At 68.5% G+C, this 17,745-nt stretch carries 14 protein-coding genes; 4 read left to right on the top strand and 10 right to left on the bottom strand.

The features are described 5' to 3' along the window. Positions 1–55 precede the first annotated feature (55 nt). From BLS34_RS21750 to BLS34_RS21715, 8 genes are all read right to left on the bottom strand, one after another. On the bottom strand, positions 56–1,669 hold the full coding sequence (locus BLS34_RS21750) for a S41 family peptidase (RefSeq protein ID WP_093153825.1): 1,614 nt from the start codon (positions 1,667–1,669) through the stop codon (positions 56–58). Positions 1,670–1,775: 106 nt separating this feature from the next. Beyond that, positions 1,776–4,007: a ribonuclease R gene (gene rnr, locus BLS34_RS21745; RefSeq protein WP_093153822.1), complete on the bottom strand. Its 2,232-nt coding sequence runs from the start codon at positions 4,005–4,007 to the stop codon at positions 1,776–1,778. Positions 4,008–4,018: 11 nt separating this feature from the next. Further along, positions 4,019–6,748 carry a type I DNA topoisomerase gene (gene topA, locus BLS34_RS21740; protein ID WP_028792557.1) on the bottom strand — a complete coding sequence of 910 codons (2,730 nt, stop codon included), beginning with the start codon at positions 6,746–6,748 and terminating at the stop codon, positions 4,019–4,021. A 59-nt stretch (positions 6,749–6,807) separates the two neighbouring features. Then, complete coding sequence (gene dprA / locus BLS34_RS21735) at positions 6,808–7,977, bottom strand: DNA-processing protein DprA (RefSeq protein ID WP_093153820.1); 1,170 nt, start codon at positions 7,975–7,977, stop codon at positions 6,808–6,810. Positions 7,978–8,089: 112 nt separating this feature from the next. Then, positions 8,090–8,707, bottom strand: a complete 618-nt coding sequence (plsY, locus tag BLS34_RS21730) for a glycerol-3-phosphate 1-O-acyltransferase PlsY (RefSeq protein ID WP_093153817.1) — start codon at positions 8,705–8,707, stop codon at positions 8,090–8,092. After that, positions 8,700–10,034: a dihydroorotase gene (locus BLS34_RS21725; protein WP_051243404.1), complete on the bottom strand. Its 1,335-nt coding sequence runs from the start codon at positions 10,032–10,034 to the stop codon at positions 8,700–8,702. The genes plsY and BLS34_RS21725 overlap by 8 nt, the downstream gene beginning before the upstream one ends. Then, positions 10,031–11,029 carry an aspartate carbamoyltransferase catalytic subunit gene (locus tag BLS34_RS21720; RefSeq protein ID WP_093153815.1) on the bottom strand — a complete coding sequence of 333 codons (999 nt, stop codon included), beginning with the start codon at positions 11,027–11,029 and terminating at the stop codon, positions 10,031–10,033. Before BLS34_RS21720 ends, BLS34_RS21725 begins: the two co-directional genes overlap by 4 nt. 67 nt (positions 11,030–11,096) lie before the next feature. Continuing rightward, positions 11,097–12,350, bottom strand: a complete 1,254-nt coding sequence (locus BLS34_RS21715; RefSeq protein ID WP_245702121.1) for a CaiB/BaiF CoA transferase family protein — start codon at positions 12,348–12,350, stop codon at positions 11,097–11,099. A gap of 155 nt (positions 12,351–12,505) precedes the next feature. On the opposite strand from BLS34_RS21715, the gene BLS34_RS21710 reads away from it, so the two are divergent. Continuing rightward, positions 12,506–12,904, top strand: a complete 399-nt coding sequence (locus BLS34_RS21710) for an MAPEG family protein (RefSeq protein ID WP_093153810.1) — start codon at positions 12,506–12,508, stop codon at positions 12,902–12,904. 6 nt (positions 12,905–12,910) lie between these two features. On the opposite strand, the gene BLS34_RS21705 is transcribed toward BLS34_RS21710, so the two are convergent. Then, positions 12,911–13,810 carry an AEC family transporter gene (locus BLS34_RS21705; RefSeq protein ID WP_038012971.1) on the bottom strand — a complete coding sequence of 300 codons (900 nt, stop codon included), beginning with the start codon at positions 13,808–13,810 and terminating at the stop codon, positions 12,911–12,913. After that, positions 13,807–14,262, bottom strand: a complete 456-nt coding sequence (gene ruvX, locus BLS34_RS21700) for a Holliday junction resolvase RuvX (protein WP_028792550.1) — start codon at positions 14,260–14,262, stop codon at positions 13,807–13,809. The genes BLS34_RS21705 and ruvX overlap by 4 nt, the downstream gene beginning before the upstream one ends. A gap of 84 nt (positions 14,263–14,346) precedes the next feature. On the opposite strand from ruvX, the gene gatC reads away from it, so the two are divergent. Genes gatC through gatB form a run of 3 tightly spaced genes read left to right on the top strand, consistent with a single transcriptional unit; the run spans position 14,347 to position 17,579 of the window. Beyond that, positions 14,347–14,634 (top strand): Asp-tRNA(Asn)/Glu-tRNA(Gln) amidotransferase subunit GatC, encoded by a 288-nt coding sequence (gene gatC / locus BLS34_RS21695; RefSeq protein WP_028792549.1) that lies wholly within the window; start codon positions 14,347–14,349, stop codon positions 14,632–14,634. Beyond that, entirely contained in the window at positions 14,634–16,115 is a 1,482-nt protein-coding gene (gene gatA / locus BLS34_RS21690) for an Asp-tRNA(Asn)/Glu-tRNA(Gln) amidotransferase subunit GatA (RefSeq protein WP_028792548.1), read from the top strand. The genes gatC and gatA overlap by 1 nt, the downstream gene beginning before the upstream one ends. Before the next feature lie 3 nt (positions 16,116–16,118). Then, positions 16,119–17,579, top strand: a complete 1,461-nt coding sequence (gene gatB, locus BLS34_RS21685) for an Asp-tRNA(Asn)/Glu-tRNA(Gln) amidotransferase subunit GatB (RefSeq protein WP_093153807.1) — start codon at positions 16,119–16,121, stop codon at positions 17,577–17,579. Positions 17,580–17,745: the final 166 nt, after the last annotated feature.

Here is a 17,745-nt window from a genome sequence, read left to right as displayed (position 1 = left end):
CTTCGCCTTCGCGGAGGCCGCAAAATAGCTACGGCGCCGCACATGTCAAGCGTGCTTAGTTCAGATCCTTCGGCCGCTCGCCCAGGGCCACGCGGGAGGCGTGGAAGGCGAGCTGGAAAAGCTTGCGGTCCGACAGCAGGCGCAGGGCGAGCCGTGTGTCGGTGTCGGTGGTCGAGGGCGGGTGGTCGGCATGGCACCAGGCCAGCAGCTTCTGGCGCTCCGACTCGTCCATGCGGGTCACGTAGAGCCGCTTCTGCATGGTCTCGCTGAGCCGCAGCTCGCCCGACTCGAGGGCAGCGGCGCTGACCTCCGGGTCGTCGCCGTAATCCGGCGTGCAGATCGACGGGAACACCCCGAAATCGGCGAGCGGGTAGCCCGATGGCGCATGCATGCGCGCCCAGGTGAGAATCAGTTCGCTGGCGATCGGCGGAATGTCGATTACGCGCTGCACCGTGCCCTTGCCGTAAGAGCGGGCGCCGATCACCAGGGCGCGGCCTGAATCCTGCAGGGCGGCGGCCACCACCTCGGCGGCGGAGGCCGAGCCGCTGTCGATCAGCACGGCGATGGGGGCCAGGGTCGTGGTGTTGCCGTACTGGGCGTCGTAGCGGTGCCGGGACATGCTGTGCCGGCCCTGGGTCTCCAGGATGATGCCGTTGTCCACGAACAGGTCGGCCACCTCGACCGCCTCGTCCAGGGTGCCGCCGCGATTCTGCCGCAGGTCCAGGATGATGCCCGGCAGATCCTCGCCGAGCGTCGCCTTGGCCTCGATCAGGGCCTGGGACAGGGCGTTGGCGGTGTCGCTGTTGAAGCCGCTGACGTTGAAATAGGCAATGCCGTCGATCGGCACGAACCGGACCGTGTCCTCGATCACCCGTTGGCGCAGGATCGTGACGTCCTTGGCCTCGCCGCCGCGGGCGACGCGAATCGCCACCGTCGTGCCGATGGCGCCGCGCAGCAGGTTGGCGGTCGTCTCCATGTCCTTGCCGGCGACCGGCGTGCCGTCCACCGAAACGAATCGGTCGCCGGCCTTCAGCCCGGCCGAATGGGCGGGCGAGCCGTGGAAGACCGAGGCGACGACGACCGATCCGTCGGTCTCGCCGATGGTGACGCCGATGCCGGTATAGCCCTTGCGCGCGGCCCGCCCGGCCCGGGTCTCGGCGGCGTTGTGGTAGCGCGAGAACCGGTCGAGCTTGCCGGTGATGGCGTCGAAGGCGACTTCGTAGAGCCGGTCGGCGGCGGTATCCGCCAGAACCGCGGAGCGCTTGCGCGCCGCCTCGATCGCTGCGGCGGTCAGCCGGGCCCAGTGGGTCGGGCTGTCATCCGCCGGCACGGTGAATTTGGCGAAGGGGGTGCCGGTTTCGGTGACGATCAGCGAGTCGCCACGCCGCACGAAGTCGATGGCCGGGTCCAGGGCGGCGACGCCGTCCAGTGCCGCCAGGGCCAGGGACTGGGTCGGCACCGGCTCCACATACAGGTCGGCGATGCCCTCATAGCCGATCGAGAAGGCCTCCGCGCCGGTATCCATGGCGAAGGAGGTCGGACCACCGGATTGCGGCCGCGAGCCCGTGCAGGAGCCGAGCAGCAGCAGGGCGAGGCCGGCGATACCTAGGCGCCGAAGGGCGACCGACGGGAACGGTTTGAACGGCGAGAACCGACCAGGCTGTGACATTCACGGGCACTCGACATGGCGCTTGGAATTCGTATTCCGCGATGCATCAACAATGCTGCAAATCCGGGGGTGAATCAATCGCCACCACCGGACCGCGCGAGTGCAGTCACCGCCGCTTGCGTCCCTTGGGCGGGCGTCCGCGCGCCTGCGGGCGCCGCTTGGGACCGCCGTGACGCCGCCCGCCGCGCGGCGCCGTGCCCTGTTCGCCGCCCGACACGATCTCCACCACGATCCCGCCCGACGCCGCGTCGGCATCGACCAGCCGCACTTCCACCCGGTCGCCCAGGCGGAAGATCCAGCCATGCGAGCGGCCGGTGAGCGTGTGGTGCACGTCGTCATGGTCGTAATAGTCGTCCGGCAGGGAGCGGATCGGCACCAGCCCGTCGGCCCCGGTCTCGTCCAGGGTGACGAAGACGCCGAACTTGGTCACGCCGTTGATCCGGCCGGGGAAGATCCCGCCGACCCGGTCCGCCAGGTGGCGGGCGAGGTAGCGGTCCATGGTCGTGCGCTCGGCCACGGCGGCCCGGCGCTCGGTCATGGAGATGTGCTCGCCCCATTCCTGGAACTCGCTGTCGTCGTCTGGCCGCAGCCCGTCCTCGCCGAATTTCAGGCCGCGGATCAGCGCGCGGTGCACCAGCAGGTCGGAATAGCGTCGGATCGGCGAGGTGAAATGGGCGTATTTGGTCAGCGCCAGACCGAAATGGCCCAGGTTCTCCGGTGCGTAGACCGCCTGGGACTGGGAGCGCAGGACCAGTTCGTTGACCATGCGCTCATGCGGCTCGCCCTTCACCTTGGCGAGCACGCCGTTGAAGGTCTTCGGGCGTACCACCTGGCCCTTGGCGAAGGCGATGCCGAGCCCGTCCAGCACCTCGGACAGGGCGGCGACCTTCTCCGGGTCCGGGGTCTCGTGCACCCGGTACATGCAGGGCTGGCGCCGGTCCTCCAGGGTCTCCGCCGCGCAGACATTGGCCAAGACCATGAACTCCTCGATCAGCATATGGGCGTCGAGACGCTCGCGGATGCCGATCTCGGTGATGTTGCCGGACTCGTCCAGGATCACCCGCTTCTCCGGTAGCTCGATGTCCAGCGCGCCGCGCTCCGTGCGCGCCTTGCGCAGGGCGGCGAAGGCGCCGTAGAGCGGCTCCAGGATGCCGTCGGGGATGCCTTCGGTGCTGCCGCCGTCGCGGGCCTGCTGGACCTGGCGGTAGGTGAGGCGGGCCTGGGAGCGCATCAGCCCGCGCATGAACTTGTGGCGGCGCTTGTTGCCTTCGGAATCGATGACGATCTCGACGGCCAGGCAGGCGCGGTCCTCGTCGGGGCGCAGCGAGCACAGCCCGTTGGACAGGGCCTCGGGCAGCATCGGCACGACCCGGTCGGGGAAATAGACCGAGTTGCCGCGCTTCAACGCCTCGCGGTCCAACGCGTCGCCGGGGCGCACGTAATGGGCCACGTCGGCGATGGCCACCAGCAGTCGGAAGCCGCCGGGATTGGCCGGATCCTCGTCTGCCTCGGCGAACACGGCGTCGTCGAAATCCCGGGCGTCGATGCCGTCGATGGTCACAAGCGGAAGCGCACGCAGGTCGGTGCGCTTGCCCAGCGACACCGGCTTCGCCTTCTCCGCCAGGGCCTCCGCCGCCTCGGGGAAGACGTCGGGGATCTCCTGCTCGTGAATGGCGATGCGGCTGAAGGAGCGCGGGTCGGCGGCGCCGGCGAAACGCTCGATCACCCGGCCGACCGGCAGGCCGAGCCGCCCTTTGGGCATGATCTCCACGGTGACCAGGTCGCCGGTGACGGCTTCCTTCTCGTCGCCCTTGGGAATGCGGATCTCCGACTTCGCCTTCTTGTCGGTCGGGCGGACCCGGCCGCCATCGGCGGTCTTCTCGAACACGCCGAAGGTGCGCGCGGCAGTGCGGCCCAAGCGGCGGATCACCCGGGCGATGTAGAAGCTCTCGCCGGCGCGCTCCAGGCGGCACAGGGCGCGGTCGCCGGAACCCATGGGGCCGGAGCGGCGGTCGGGCAGGATATGGATGCGCGGCGCCGGCTCCTCGGCCTCGCGGCCGACGGCGCGGGCCATGACCTCGCCGTCCTTGTCGGTGCCGGTGACCTCGAGCACGGTCACTTCCGGCAGAGCGCCCGGCGGTGCCACCTTGCGCTTGCGGCCCATGTCCAGGTCGCCGGCCTCGGCCATCTCCTTCAGCAGCCCGCGCAGCTCCGCGCGCATCGGCCCCTTCACGTCGAACGCGCGGGCGATCTCGCGGCGGCCGACCGGGGTGGGGCTGTCCTCGACGAAGGCGAGGATCTGCTCACGGGTGGGAAGCTGGGCGGGGGGACGGGCCACGTGGTCGGCGCTCAGCTTCCCGTCGTGCCGGCGGTGTCACCGTCGGCGGCTTTCTTCGACTTGGCCGGCGCCTTCTTGGTCGCGGCCTTCTTCTTCGGCGCGGCCTTTTTCGCCGCGGGCTTCTCGGCTTCGCCGGCCTTGGCGTCCGTCTTTTTCGCCGCGGCTTTCTTTGCGGCAGGCTTCTTGGCCGCCTTCTTCGGCGCGCCCTTGCCGCTCTTCTCGGCCTTGGCGTTCAACAGTTCGATCGCCCGCTCCAGGCTGATCTCCTCCATCTCCTCGCCCTTGGGCAGGGTGGCGCGCAGGGAGCCGTGCTGGGCGTAGGGGCCGTAGCGGCCGGCCTGGACCGTCACCGGCTTGCCGTCGACCGGGTGATCGCCCAGCGGGCGGCCCGGCTTCTTCTTCGAGCCCTTCTCGGCGATGAGCTGCACCGCGTGGTTCAGGCCGATGGTCAGCACCGTGTCGTCGCCGGGCAGGCTGACATAGCTGCCGGCGTATTTCAGGTAAGGACCGTAGCGGCCGATGCCGGCCTCGATCAGGTCCTTGGTCTCCGGATGGTCGCCGACCGGGCGGGGCAGGGAGAGCAGGGCGAGACCCTTCTCCAGGTCGATATCGGCGGGCGACACCTGCTTGGGCAGCGAGGCCCGCTTGGGCTTCTCCTTGGAGCCTTCCTCCGGCTCGCCGAGCTGGACATAGACGCCGTAGGGGCCCTTCTTCAGGCTGACGTCCTTGCCGGTGGCCGGATCCTGGCCGAGCACGCGGGGCAGCGCGCCGCCTTCGCCCTCGCCATCGACAGGGCGGCCGCCGGCGGCCTCGCCGAGTTGGCGGGTAAACTTGCAGTTCGGATAGTTCGAGCAGCCGATGAAGGCGCCGAACTTGCCCAGGCGCAGGGACAGGTTGCCCTCGCCGCAGCTCGGGCATTCGCGGGCGGGCTGGCCGTCCGGACCCTTGGGGAAGAAGTGGTCGGCCAGCTCGGCGTCGAGCTTCTCGATCACGTCGCCGATGGACAGGTCCTTGGTGCCGTCGACCGAGCCCTTGAACGACGACCAGAAGTCGCGCAGCACCTGACGCCAGTCGATCTGCCCGTCGGATACGTTGTCGAGCTGGGTCTCCAGATCGGCGGTGAAGTTATACTGGACGTAGCGCTCGAAGAAGCTGGACAGGAAGGTGGTGACCAGACGGCCGCGGTCCTCCGGCACGAAACGACGGCGGTCGATACGCACGTATTCGCGGTCCTGCAGCACCTGCAGGATGCTGGCATAGGTCGAGGGCCGGCCGATGCCGAGCTCCTCCATCTTCTTCACCAGGCTGGCTTCCGAATAGCGCGGCGGCGGCTGGGTGAAGTGCTGCTCCGGCTTCACTTCCTGACGGGTGACGGCGTCGCCATCGGCGACAGCGGGCAGGATCTTGTCGTTCTCGTCGTCGCTCAGCTCCGCCCCGTCACTGTCGTCGCGGTCCTCGCGATACAGCTTCAGGAAGCCGTCGAAGGCGATGACCGAGCCGGTGGCCCGCAGCACGCTGCGCCCGCCCTTGTCGGTCACGTCGATGGTGGTCTGGTCGAGCTCGGCGCTGGCCATCTGGCTGGCCACGGCGCGCTTCCAGATCAGCGAATAGAGCTTCCACTGATCGGCATCGAGGCGGGAACGCAGCATGTCCGGCGTGCGGGTCACGTCGGTCGGCCGGATCGCCTCGTGCGCCTCCTGGGCGTTCTTCGCCTTGGTGGTGTAGACCCGCGGCGTGTTCGGCAGATAGCGGTCGCCGTATTCGCCGCCGATCGAGCGTCGGATGTCGGTGATCGCCTCCGGCGACATCTGCACGCCGTCGGTCCGCATATAAGTGATGAGACCGGTGGTCTCGCCGCCGATATCCACACCCTCGTAGAGCCGCTGGGCGAGCTGCATGGTGCGGGTGGCGCCGAAGCCGAGCTTTCGCGACGCCTCCTGCTGCAGGGTCGAGGTGGTGAAGGGCGGGGCCGGGTTGCGCTTGACCCGCTTCTTCTCCACCGAGCCGATGGTGAAGGTGCCGGCCTCGATGGCGGCGACGGCGGCCTTGGCCTCGGCCTCGGACTTGATGTCCAGACGGTCGAGCTTCTTGCCGTCCAGATGGGTCAGCCGGGCGGTGAAGGTCTTGCGCTCCTCGGTGCGGAACACCGCCTCCACCGACCAGTATTCCTGGGCGACGAAGCGTTCGATTTCCGACTCGCGCTCGCAGACCAGCCGCAGGGCGACGGACTGCACCCGGCCGGCCGAGCGGGCGCCCGGCAGCTTGCGCCACAACACCGGCGAGAGGGTGAAGCCGACGAGATAGTCCAGGGCCCGGCGCGCCAGATAGGCGTCGATCAGATCCTGGTCCAGCTCGCGCGGATGGGCAATGGCGTCCAGCACCGCATCCTTGGTGATGGCGTTGAAGGCCACGCGCTTGACGTCGATGCCGTTCAGGACCTTGCGCTCGTCCAGCACGTTGCGGATGTGCCAGCTGATCGCCTCGCCCTCGCGGTCGGGGTCAGTCGCCAGAATGAGCTGTTCCGCACCCTTCACGGCGTCGGCGATCGCCTTGACCTGCTTCTCCGAACGCTGGTCGGTCTGCCACAGCATCTGGAAGTCATGGTCCGGATCGACGGATCCGTCCTTAGGGGGCAGGTCCCGGATGTGGCCGTAGCTCGCCAGCACGTGATAGTCGCTGCCGAGATACTTGTTGATGGTTTTGGCCTTGGCCGGGGACTCGACGACAACGACTTTGGTCATACGTACCGTTCGCTTTCCCAGGATCCGGCCCGAACGGCGGCCGACGGAAGGCCGGGCGGTCAGGTCGGTATGTCCATTCGCCGCGACACCTGGTTTCCGGGATGGCGGTCAATAAGCCCCGCAAGCTCCGCTTCCAGAAGCACCGTCGCGACGATCGGAGCCGACAATTGGCACCCGCGGATCAGTTCGTCAACCGCGACCGGTTCGCAGCCCAGCGCTTCCAGGACCTGACGGCGGGCGGTTTCGTCCACATCTATCGTGGGCGTATCAAGGGCTTCGCCGTCATAGGAGCCCTCCCAATCGCGCCGTTGCGGTTCCCCCAATTTTCTCTGGGGCAAGCCGTCCAGAATCCGCAGCACGTCGGACGCGGACTCGACGAGAAAGGCGGCACCCTCCTTGATCAGACCGTTGGTTCCGCCGCATCGCGGGTCGAGCGGGGAGCCGGGAACCGCGAAGACCTCGCGGCCCTGATCCAGCGCCCGGCGGGCGGTGATCAGCGAGCCCGATCGGCTCGCCGCCTCGACCACCAGCACGCCGAGACTGAGCCCGGCGATGATGCGGTTGCGCGACGGGAAGTGCCGGGCCTGGGGCGTGGTGCCGACCGGCTGCTCGGCGATGACGGCGCCGGTCTCGGCGATGCGGTGGAACAGGTCGGTGTGCTCCGGCGGGTAGATCACGTCGATTCCGCCTGCGACGACCGCCAGCGTCCCGCTCTCCAGCGCACCCTCATGGGCGGACCCGTCGATACCGCGGGCGAGACCGGAGGCGACCGCGTAGCCGCCCAGGCCGATCTCGCGCGCCAGGACCTGGGCCAGTTTGCGGCCGTTCATCGAGGCGTTGCGGGCGCCGACGATCGCCACCGCGCGCGCGGCCAGCAGGTGGGCATGGCCGATCAGGGAGAAGGCGCCGGGGGCGTCCTCGACCGCCGCCAGGGCGGGGGGATAGGCCGGGTCGCCGTAGACCACCAGGGCCGCGCCGACACGGGCTGTGTCCTCCAGCTCGCGCTCGGCCGCGGCGACGGAGGGCACCCGCAGCGGGTGGCGACGGCCGCCGCGCCGTGCCAGTTCGGGCAGGGCGGCAATCGCCTTCTCCGCACTGCCGAACCGCTCGAGCAACTGGCGGAAGGTGATCGGGCCGACATTCTCGGTGCGGATCAGGCGCAGCCGGGCGATCCGCTCCCGGTCGGCGAGGCGGGCGGGTGCGGTGTCGCGTGCGGTGGCGGAGGACATCGGCCGGCTCCCTGGCGATAAAGGTCGCCGAGGCTATGGGAGGGCCGGGGGCCGTTTCGCTGTCGATGCTAAATCGAAACGAGCGACGGCAGACGAAACCGCTTTCGCGGTTTCACTTCTTGCGGAAGCTGATCTTGCTCTCTTCGCCCTTCAGCAGGCGGCGGATGTTCTGGTAGTGGCGCAGCCAGATGATCACGGCGATCGCGCCCCCGGCCTGGGCGATCTGCGGGCCTTCCAGGTGCCAGGCGAGGAACGGTGCGACCGCCATCGCCACCAGGGCGGCGACCGAGGAGTAGCGGAACACGAAGGCGATAGCGAGCCACAGGCCGCAGACCACCACGCCGACATTCGGCACCAGCGCCAGCCAGACGCCGATGGCGGTGGCCACGCCCTTGCCGCCTTTGAACTTAAGCCAGACCGGGAAGCAGTGCCCGAGCACGACGCCGACCGCCGCCAGCACGGCCATGTCCGTTCCGAACTGCCAGCCGACGGCGACGGCCACGATCCCCTTGCCGCCGTCCAGCAGCAGGGTCGCGGCGGCCAGACCCTTGCGGCCGGTGCGCAGCACGTTGGTGGCGCCGATGTTGCGCGAGCCGATGGCCCGGATGTCCCCCAGCCCGGCGAACCGGGTGAGCAACAGCCCGAACGGGATGGATCCCACCAGGTAGGCGAGCAGGAAGCCGGCATAGAACGGCCACGTGTATTCGAACGGTCCCAGCGGATCAGGCATCGACGAAAGCCCTGCGTCGTATCGGAGGTGGTGTCTCGGTCTCTACATCATAAACGGTCGTGCCGCGATAGACCGTGCGCCAGACACGGCCCTCGATGGGCCGGCCGTCGAACGGCGTGTTGCGCGATTTCGAGGCGAAACGCTCCGGCTCAACCTTGCCGGCCCGGTTCAGATCGAAGATCACCAGATCGGCGTCGCCGCCGACCGCCAGCGTGCCGTAGGGCAGGCCGAGGATGCGCGCCGGCGCCACCGTGAGCCGGTGCAGCAGGTCGAGCAGGCTCATCGCCTCGGTATGGACCAGTTCCAGGCTGATCGCCAGCAGCGTCTCCAGCCCGACGCCGCCCGGCTGAGCCTGGGCGAAGGGCACGCGCTTGCTGTCCTGGTCGTGCGGGGCATGGTCGCTGGCGATGGCGTCGATCGTGCCGTCGGCCACCCCGGCGACCACGGCCAGCCGGTCCTGCTCGCTGCGCAGCGGCGGGGAGAGCCGGGCGAAGGTGCGGTAGTCGACCACCGCGCCCTCGTTCAGCGCGAAATAGGGCGGGGCGGTGTCGCAGGTCACCGGCAGGCCGCGCTTCTTCGCCTGACGGATCGCGTCGATGGCGGCCCCGGTGGACAGATGGGCGGCGTGGTAGCTGCCGCCGGTGAGTTCAACCAGCCGCAGGTCGCGCTCCACCATCATCACCTCGGCCACCGCCGGGATGCCGGCCAGGCCCAGGCGGGTCGCGGTCTCGCCCTCGTTGGCCGAGCCCTCGCGGGCCAGGGCCGGATCCTCGGGATGCTGGACGATGGTGCGCTTGAAGATGCTGGCGTAGGACAGCGCCCTGCGCATGACCAGCGCGTCGGCGATGGCGTGCTCGCCGTCGGTGAAGGCGACGGCCCCGCTGTCGGCCAGCATGCCGAACTCGGTCATCTCCTGGCCGCGCAGCCCCTTGGTGGCGGCGGCATAGGGATGGACGTTGGCGAGCCCGACCTCCAGCGCCCGGCGCTCGACGAACTCCAGCAGCGACACGTCGTCGATGATCGGGTTGGTGTTCGGCAGGGTGGCGAAGGTGGTGACGCCGCCGGCGACCGCCGCCTTCTGGGCCGAGGCGAGGGTTTCCATATGCTCGTCGCCCGGCTCGCGGACCTGGACGCGCATGTCGACCAGGCCCGGCGCCAGGCAGCGGCCGGCGCAGTCGACCACCTCCACGTCTTCCTGGATGGCGTCGACGAAGACCTGCGGGCCGACCTCGACGATCTTGCCGTCGCGGGTCAGCAGCGCGCCTTTGGCGTCGAGACCGCTGGCCGGATCCAGCAGGCGGGCGTTCTTGTAGAGGGTCGGCCTCATTGGTTCTTCGCCCAGGGTTCGGTCTGGTTGCTGACGAGGATGTCGAGGATCGCCATGCGCACGGCGACGCCCATCTCCACCTGCTCGCGGATCAGCGAGCGGTCGATGTCGTCGGCCACGAGGCTGTCGATCTCCACCCCACGGTTCATCGGCCCCGGATGCATGATCAGCGCGTCCGGCTTGGCGGCCTGGAGCTTGTCCACGTCGAGGCCGAAATAGCGGAAATACTCGCGCACCGACGGCACGAAGGAGCCGCGCATCCGCTCGGTCTGCAGCCGCAGCATCATGACGATGTCGCAGCCGGCGATGCCGCGCTCCATGTCGTGGTGGATCTCCACGCCCATGCGTTCGATGCCGCTGGGCAGCAGGGTTGGCGGGGCGACGAGCCGCACCCGGGCGCCCATGATCGACAGCAGGTGGATGTTGGAGCGCGCCACCCGGCTGTGGGCGACGTCGCCGCAGATCGCAACTTCCAGCCCTTCCAGGTGCCCCTTGCGCCGGCGGATGGTCAGCGCGTCGAGGAGGGCCTGGGTCGGGTGCTCGTGGCTGCCGTCGCCGGCATTGATCACCGAGCAGTTCACCTTCTCCGCCAGCAGGTGCACCGCGCCGGATTCCGAATGGCGGACCACCAGGGCGTCGGGGTGCATGGCGTTCAGGGTCATGGCCGTGTCGATCAGGCTCTCGCCCTTCTTGATCGACGAGGTGCTGACGGACATGTTGATCACGTCGCCGCCGAGTCGCTTGCCGGCCAGCTCGAAGCTCGTGCGGGTTCGGGTGGAGTTCTCGAAGAACAGGTTGATCACCGTGCGACCGCGCAGGCTGGACGCTTTCTTGTCCAGCTGGCGGTTCTGGGCGACGAAGCGCTCCGACCGGTCGAGCAGAAGATCGATATCCGGTCGGGTCAGCCCCTCGATGCCGAGCAGGTGACGGTGGGGGTACGCGCGGCCGTCATCATCGGATGCCGGCGTGGCGAGCTGGGAAAGGGCGTCGGTCATTAAAGGGGCTGTATATGCCTCGTTGGCCGCGCGGGCAACCGCGCCCGAGAGAAACCGGCGGCGACTGTCAGATCACCTTTGCCTCCCGCAGCTTGGCGACCGCCTCGGCGTCGAGTCCGAGCTCGCCGGTCAGCACCTCGTCGGTGTGCTGGCCGAGAATCGGGGGCGGACGGCGATAGGTGGCGGGGGTTTCCGACAGCTTCAGCGGATAGGCGACGGCCGGCACGCCCTCCGGGTTGAGGGCGTGGCCGGGGATGGAAGTCGCCATGCCGCGGGCCTGGACCTGCGGGTCGGCGAAGACCCGGTCGATGGTGTTCACCGGGCCGCAGGGCACCTTGACCGCCTCCAGGTCCGAAACCCACGCGTCGGTGGTGCGGGTGGCGACGATCTCGCCCATCACCTGGCGTAGCGCGTCGATATTGGCGAGGCGCGCGCTGTTGTCGACGAAGCGCGGGTCCTCGGCCAGCTCCGGTCGGCCGGCGACCTGCAGGAAGGCATGGAACTGGCGATCGGCGCCGCATCCGACGATGACGAAGCCGTCGGCGCTGGCGAACACCTCGTAGGGCGCGACGTTCGGATGGGCGTTGCCGAGTCGTCCCGGCACCACGCCGCCGACCAGATAGTTCATCGCCTGGTTCATAAGCCAGGCGACCTGGGTGTCGAGCAAAGCTGCGTCGATCTGCTGGCCCCGGCCGGTCGCATCCCGGTGGCGCAGCGCGGCCAGGATGGCGCTGGTGGTATACATGCCGGTCATCATGTCGGCGATGGCGACGCCCACCTTGGTCGGCTGGCCGCTCGGGTCCCCGGTGACGCTCATGATGCCGCCCATGGCCTGGGCCAGCAGGTCGTAGCCCGGGCGCGGCGCATAGGGACCGGTCTGTCCGAAGCCGGTGACGCTGGCGTAGATCAGGCGGGGAAAGCGCTCCCGGATCTGGTCGTAGGCGAGGCCGTGGCGGGCGAGGTCGCCGACCTTGTAGTTCTCCACGAAGACGTCGGCGTTCTCCAGGAGCTTGAACAGGATCTCGCGGCCTTCGGGCTGGGTGAAATCCAGGGTGATCGAGCGCTTGTTCCGGTTGGTGCCGAGATAGTAGGCGCTCTCGGTGGTGTCATTGCCGTCGCTGTCCTTCAGGAAGGGCGGACCCCAGCGCCGGATGTCGTCACCGGTGCCGGGCCGCTCGATCTTGATCACATCGGCGCCGAGATCGCCCAGGGTCTGGGTCGCGATCGGGGCTGCCAGCACGCGCGAGGCATCGACGATGCGGATGCCGTCGAGGGCCATGGGGGTGGCGGGCGGCGCCATTGCGGGAGCGGGAGCGGTCATGGTCGGCCTCGGCGGTCAGCGGAGAGCATTGGTTAGATCAGCCTTGCTTGCAGAGCAATGTCGGCTCATTTCATAAAATGAATCGGTCCACCTCGGTTCGGTGTGGGGACCGGGGTGTCGGGGCCGCTCGTTCCGAGCGAAGACTGGAGGGGAACATGGAGACCATTCCTTTTGAAATCCGGGTTCTCGCTTGGTCGGGCCTCCTGGCGGCCGGGCAGCTCGTGCTGCTGGCCGTCTATGCCAACCTTCAGCTCGGTCCGCAGTATCTCGCGTCGGCGCGGGACGAGCCGCGTCAGATAACCGGAATGGCTGCCCGCCTGCAGCGGGCCTTCCAGAACCAGATCGAGGGATTGGTCCTGTTCTCAGCGGCGGCCGTGGCGGTGACCTTCTCCGGCACGTCCGCAGCGATGACGGAGGCCTGCGCGCTCGCCTATATCGTCGCGCGGGTCGTTTATGTTCCGCTCTACTGGTTCGGCGTTCCGTGGCTTCGCACGGTCGTCTGGGCCGTCGGTTTCTTCGCGACCGTCATCATGCTCGCCTCTGTGGTGCTTTAGGGCGGATCAAACCAGCGCCAGGAACGCCGGCAGCGTGACCGCCGCCATGATCACCTGGGTCGTCAGGATCGCCGCCATCAGCTCGTGGTCGCCGCCCAGCTGCCGGGCGAAGACGTAGGACGACGCGGAACTCGGCAGCGCGTTGAACAGCACCGCGACCGCCAACGGCACGCCGGTCAGTCCCAGCGGCACCGCGAGCGCCAGGGTCAGCGCCGGGATCGCCACCAGCTTCACCGCGTTCGACAGCAGCAGCGCCGGCCAGCCGGTCTTCAGCACCGCGAACCGCAGCCCCGCCCCGACCGCCAGCAGTCCGAGCGCCAGGGCCCCGCCGGCCAGCTTGTCCAGACCCTCGGCGATCATCGGATGAAGGCCGATGCCGCTGGCGTTCAGCGCGATGCCGAGGATGCAGGCGACGAAGATCGGGTTCTTCAGCATCGCCCAGAATACCCGCAGCCCGGTCACCGGCTCGCGCCCGGCCATGCGGGTCAGCACCCAGATGGAGATGGAGTTCACCAGCGGGATCACCGCGGCGATGCCGACGGCGGCCAGCGCCTCGCCGGCAGGTCCGTAGAGCGCGCCGACGCTGGCCACGCCGATATAGGTGTTCTGCCGGATCGCCCCCTGGATGACGCTGGTATAGGCCGGGCCGCCGATGCCGGTGAGCCGGTAGATCGCCAGCAGGAAAGCGGTGGCGATGATCACCGCGCCGGCCATGGCGATCACCATGGGGCCGACGGTGTAGTCGGAGAGATCGGTGCCGCCGAGCTTCAGCAGCAGCAGGGCCGGCAGCAGCAGCCAGTAGGTGAGCTGCTCCACCGCCCGCCAGCCGTCATCCGAAAGCGGCCCGATCCGCGCCAGAACCGCGCCGAGAACGATCAGGCCGAAGACCGGAAGCAGGGCACTCAAAGCGCATCCAGCGCCGATTGCAGGATGTAGGCGGCCGCCGCCGCGTCGATCGATTCGCTGCGCCGCTTGCGGCTCAGGTCCTCGGCGATCATCGCCCGCTCGACCGCCTGGCTGCTCATGCGCTCGTCCTGGAAGATGGTCGGCAGGTCGTGGCGCTTCAGCAGTTCCTCGGTCAGGTCGCGGGTCGACTGACAGCGCGGGCCCTCGGTGCCGTCCATGTTCAGCGGCAGACCGACGACGAAGCCGCCGACACCTCGGCCTTCGGCGATCTTGATCAGTTCGTCGGCATCGGCCGAGAACTTCTTGCGCCGGATCGTGGTCACCGGGGCGGCCACCCGCAGGGCGGCGTCTGAGATGGCGATACCGATCGTCTTCGAGCCGAAATCGAGGCCGATGAGGCGGGCGCCGGGGGCGAGAAGGCGAACAAGGTCGCCGGGCTTGCAGATGGGCATGGGCGGTGCTAGCTTCCGCGCTTCCAAACGGCGGAAATCCGCCGTTTTTCGCGCTCCTGAGAATAACTGGGACGGTCTTAGCCCATGTCGCTCGACAAGGCCACTGTCGCGTCAATCGCGAACCTCGCACGGATCAAGGTACCTGACGACCGCCTGGAGGCGATGGTCGGCGATCTGAACGCCATTCTCGGTTTCGTCGAGCAGCTCGACGAGGTCGATACCTCCGGGGTCGAACCGCTCGCCAGCGTGACCGGCCACACCCTGCCGCAACGCGAGGACGCGGTCACCGATGGCGGGTATCAGGCGCGGGTGACCGCCAACGCGCCGGAATCCGCCCATGGTTTCTTTGTCGTGCCGAAGGTTGTCGAATAATGACCGATCTGCTGGACCTGAGCCTGGCGGAAGCCAAGGCCAAGCTCGCCGCCAAGGACATATCGAGCACCGAGCTGACCAAGGCCTATATCGCCCGCATGGAGGCGACGTCGGCGCTGAACGCCTACATCACCACCACGCCGGACAAGGCGCTGCAGATGGCCGAGCAGGCCGATGCGCGCCTGGCCAAGGGCGAGGGCGGGGCGCTGGAGGGTATTCCGCTCGCCATCAAGGATCTGTTCTGCACCGAGGGCGTGCCGACCACGGCCGCCAGCCACATCCTCGACGGTTTCATCCCGCCCTACGAGTCGACGGTGACCACGAACCTGTGGAACGCCGGCGCCGTGCTGCTGGGCAAGACCAACCTGGACGAGTTCGCCATGGGCTCGTCCAACGTCACCTCTTATTACGGCCCGGTGGAGAACCCCTGGCGCTCGACCGACGAGCCCGACAAGAAGCGGGTGCCGGGCGGGTCGTCCGGCGGCTCGGCCGCGGTCGTCGCCGCGCGTTCGGCTCTGGCCGCGACCGGGACGGATACCGGCGGCTCGATCCGTCAGCCGGCCAGCTTCTCCGGCATCGTCGGGATCAAGCCGACCTACGGCCGCTGCTCGCGCTGGGGCATCGTCGCCTTCGCCTCGTCCCTCGATCAGGCCGGGCCGATGGCCCGCACGGTGGAAGACGCGTCGATCCTGCTGCAGACCATGGCCGGCCACGACCCGAAGGACTCGACCTCGGCGGGCGAGCCGATGGCCGACCTGTCGGCGGCGCTGGACCAGGGCGTGAGGGGCATGCGCATCGGCGTACCGGCCGAATACAAGGTCGAGGGCCTGCCGGAGGAGATCTCCAAGGTCTGGCAGCAGGGTATCGACTGGCTGAAGGCGGAAGGGGCCGAGATCGTCGACATCTCCCTGCCGCACACCAAATACGCGCTGGCGACCTACTACATCATCGCCCCGGCGGAGGCCTCGTCCAATCTGGCGCGCTATGACGGCGTGCGCTACGGGCTGCGGGTCGATGGCGACAGCCTGGCCGAGATGTACGCCAACACCCGGGCCGAGGGCTTCGGCGACGAGGTGCAGCGCCGGGTGCTGATCGGCACCTATGTGCTCTCCGCCGGCTATTACGACGCCTATTACCTGAAGGCCCAGAAGGTCCGCGCCCTGCTGCGCCGCGACTTCGATCAGGCCTTCGAGACGGTCGACGCCATCCTGACGCCGACGGCGCCGTCGGATGCCTTCGCCATCGGCGAGAACGAGGACGATCCGGTCAAGATGTACCTGCAAGACGTGTTCACCGTGCCCGCCAGTCTCGCCGGCCTGCCCGGCATCTCGGTGCCCGCCGGCCTGTCCGCGCGCGGCCTGCCCATGGGGCTGCAGGTGCTGGGACGGATGTTCGACGAGGGTTCCGTGGTCCGGGTCGGCCGGGCGCTGGAGCGGGCGGCGGATTTCTCCGCCGTGCCGGCCATGGTGCGGGAGGGCTGAGCGATGACCGAGCCGTATCGCATCCAGGGTGAGACGGGCGAGTGGGAGGTCGTGCTCGGCCTCGAGGTGCACGCCCAGGTGATCTCCCAGGCCAAGCTGTTCTCCGGGTCCTCCACCAAGTTCGGGTCCGAGGCGAACACCCAGGTCAGTCTGGTCGACGCCGCCATGCCGGGCATGCTGCCGGTGATCAACCGCGAATGCGTGGAGCAGGCGGTGCGCACCGGTCTGGCGCTGAAGGCCCAGATCAACCTGCGCAGCGTGTTCGACCGCAAGAACTACTTCTACGCCGATTTGCCCCAGGGCTATCAGATCAGCCAGTACAAGGACCCGATCGTCGGCGAGGGCGTGCTGCTGCTCGATCTGCCGGACGGCTCGACCAAGTCGGTCGGGATCGAACGGCTGCACCTGGAGCAGGACGCCGGCAAGTCGCTGCACGATCAGCATCCGCAGAAGACCTATATCGACCTGAACCGGTCGGGCGTGGCGCTGATGGAGATCGTCTCCAAGCCGGATCTCTCCTCGCCGGAGGAGGCCGGGCTGTACGTGAAGAAGCTGCGCTCGATCCTGCGCTATGTCGGCACCTGCGACGGTAACATGCAGGAAGGCTCGATGCGCGCCGACGTGAACGTGTCGGTCCGCAAGCCGGGCGATCCGCTGGGCACGCGCTGCGAGATCAAGAACATGAACTCGGTGCGTTTCATCCATCAGGCGATCGAGTACGAGGCGCGGCGCCAGATCGAGATCCTGGAGAGCGGCGGCAAGATCGACCAGGAGACCCGGCTGTTCGACACCGGCCGCGGCGAGACCCGCTCGATGCGCTCCAAGGAGGACGCGCACGACTACCGCTATTTCCCGGACCCGGACCTGCTGCCGCTGGTGCTGGACCAGGCCCGCGTCGACGCGCTCGGCGCCGACCTGCCGGAACTGCCGGATGTGAAGAAGGCGCGGTTCATCGCCGATTTCGGCCTGTCGCCCTATGACGCGGCGATCCTGGTGGAGGAGCGGGCGACCGCCGACTGGTACGAGAAGCTGGCCAAGGGCCGCGATCCGAAGATCGCCGCCAACTGGCTGATCTCCGAACTGTTCGGCGCGCTGAACAAGGCCGGCAAGGACCTGGTCGACAGCCCGGTCTCGGCCGATGCGCTCGGCGGGCTGGTCGACCTGATCGGAGACGGCACGATCTCCGGGCGTATCGCCAAGGAGGTGTTCGCCGAGATGTTCGAGACCGGCAAATCGGCCGGCGAGATCGTCGAGGAGAAGGGCCTTCGCCAAGTCTCCGACACCGGCGCCATCGAGGGCATCATCGACGAGGTCCTGGCCGAGAACGCCGACAAGGTCGAGCAGTACCGCGGCGGCAAGGACAAGCTGTTCGGCTTCTTCGTCGGCCAGACCATGAAGAAGAGCCAGGGCAAGGCGAACCCGGGCATGGTCAACGAGCTGCTGCGCAAGAAGCTCGACGGCTAGATCGCATCCTGCAGGGCGGGGCTCCGGCCCCGCCTGCATCGACCCCGTCCTCGTCGACCTGGTCGCGCCGATCACATTGCCGGAACCGTACCGTCGGTGCCGTTTCGCAGATGCGGGACGTAGGCTACACTGCTGCCTTCAGTTGTAGTGTGGGTAGGACCGATAT

Source organism: Thalassobaculum litoreum DSM 18839, from assembly GCF_900102465.1.
GTDB lineage: Bacteria > Pseudomonadota > Alphaproteobacteria > Thalassobaculales > Thalassobaculaceae > Thalassobaculum > Thalassobaculum litoreum.
This window is presented reverse-complemented; position numbering and strand designations above follow the sequence as displayed.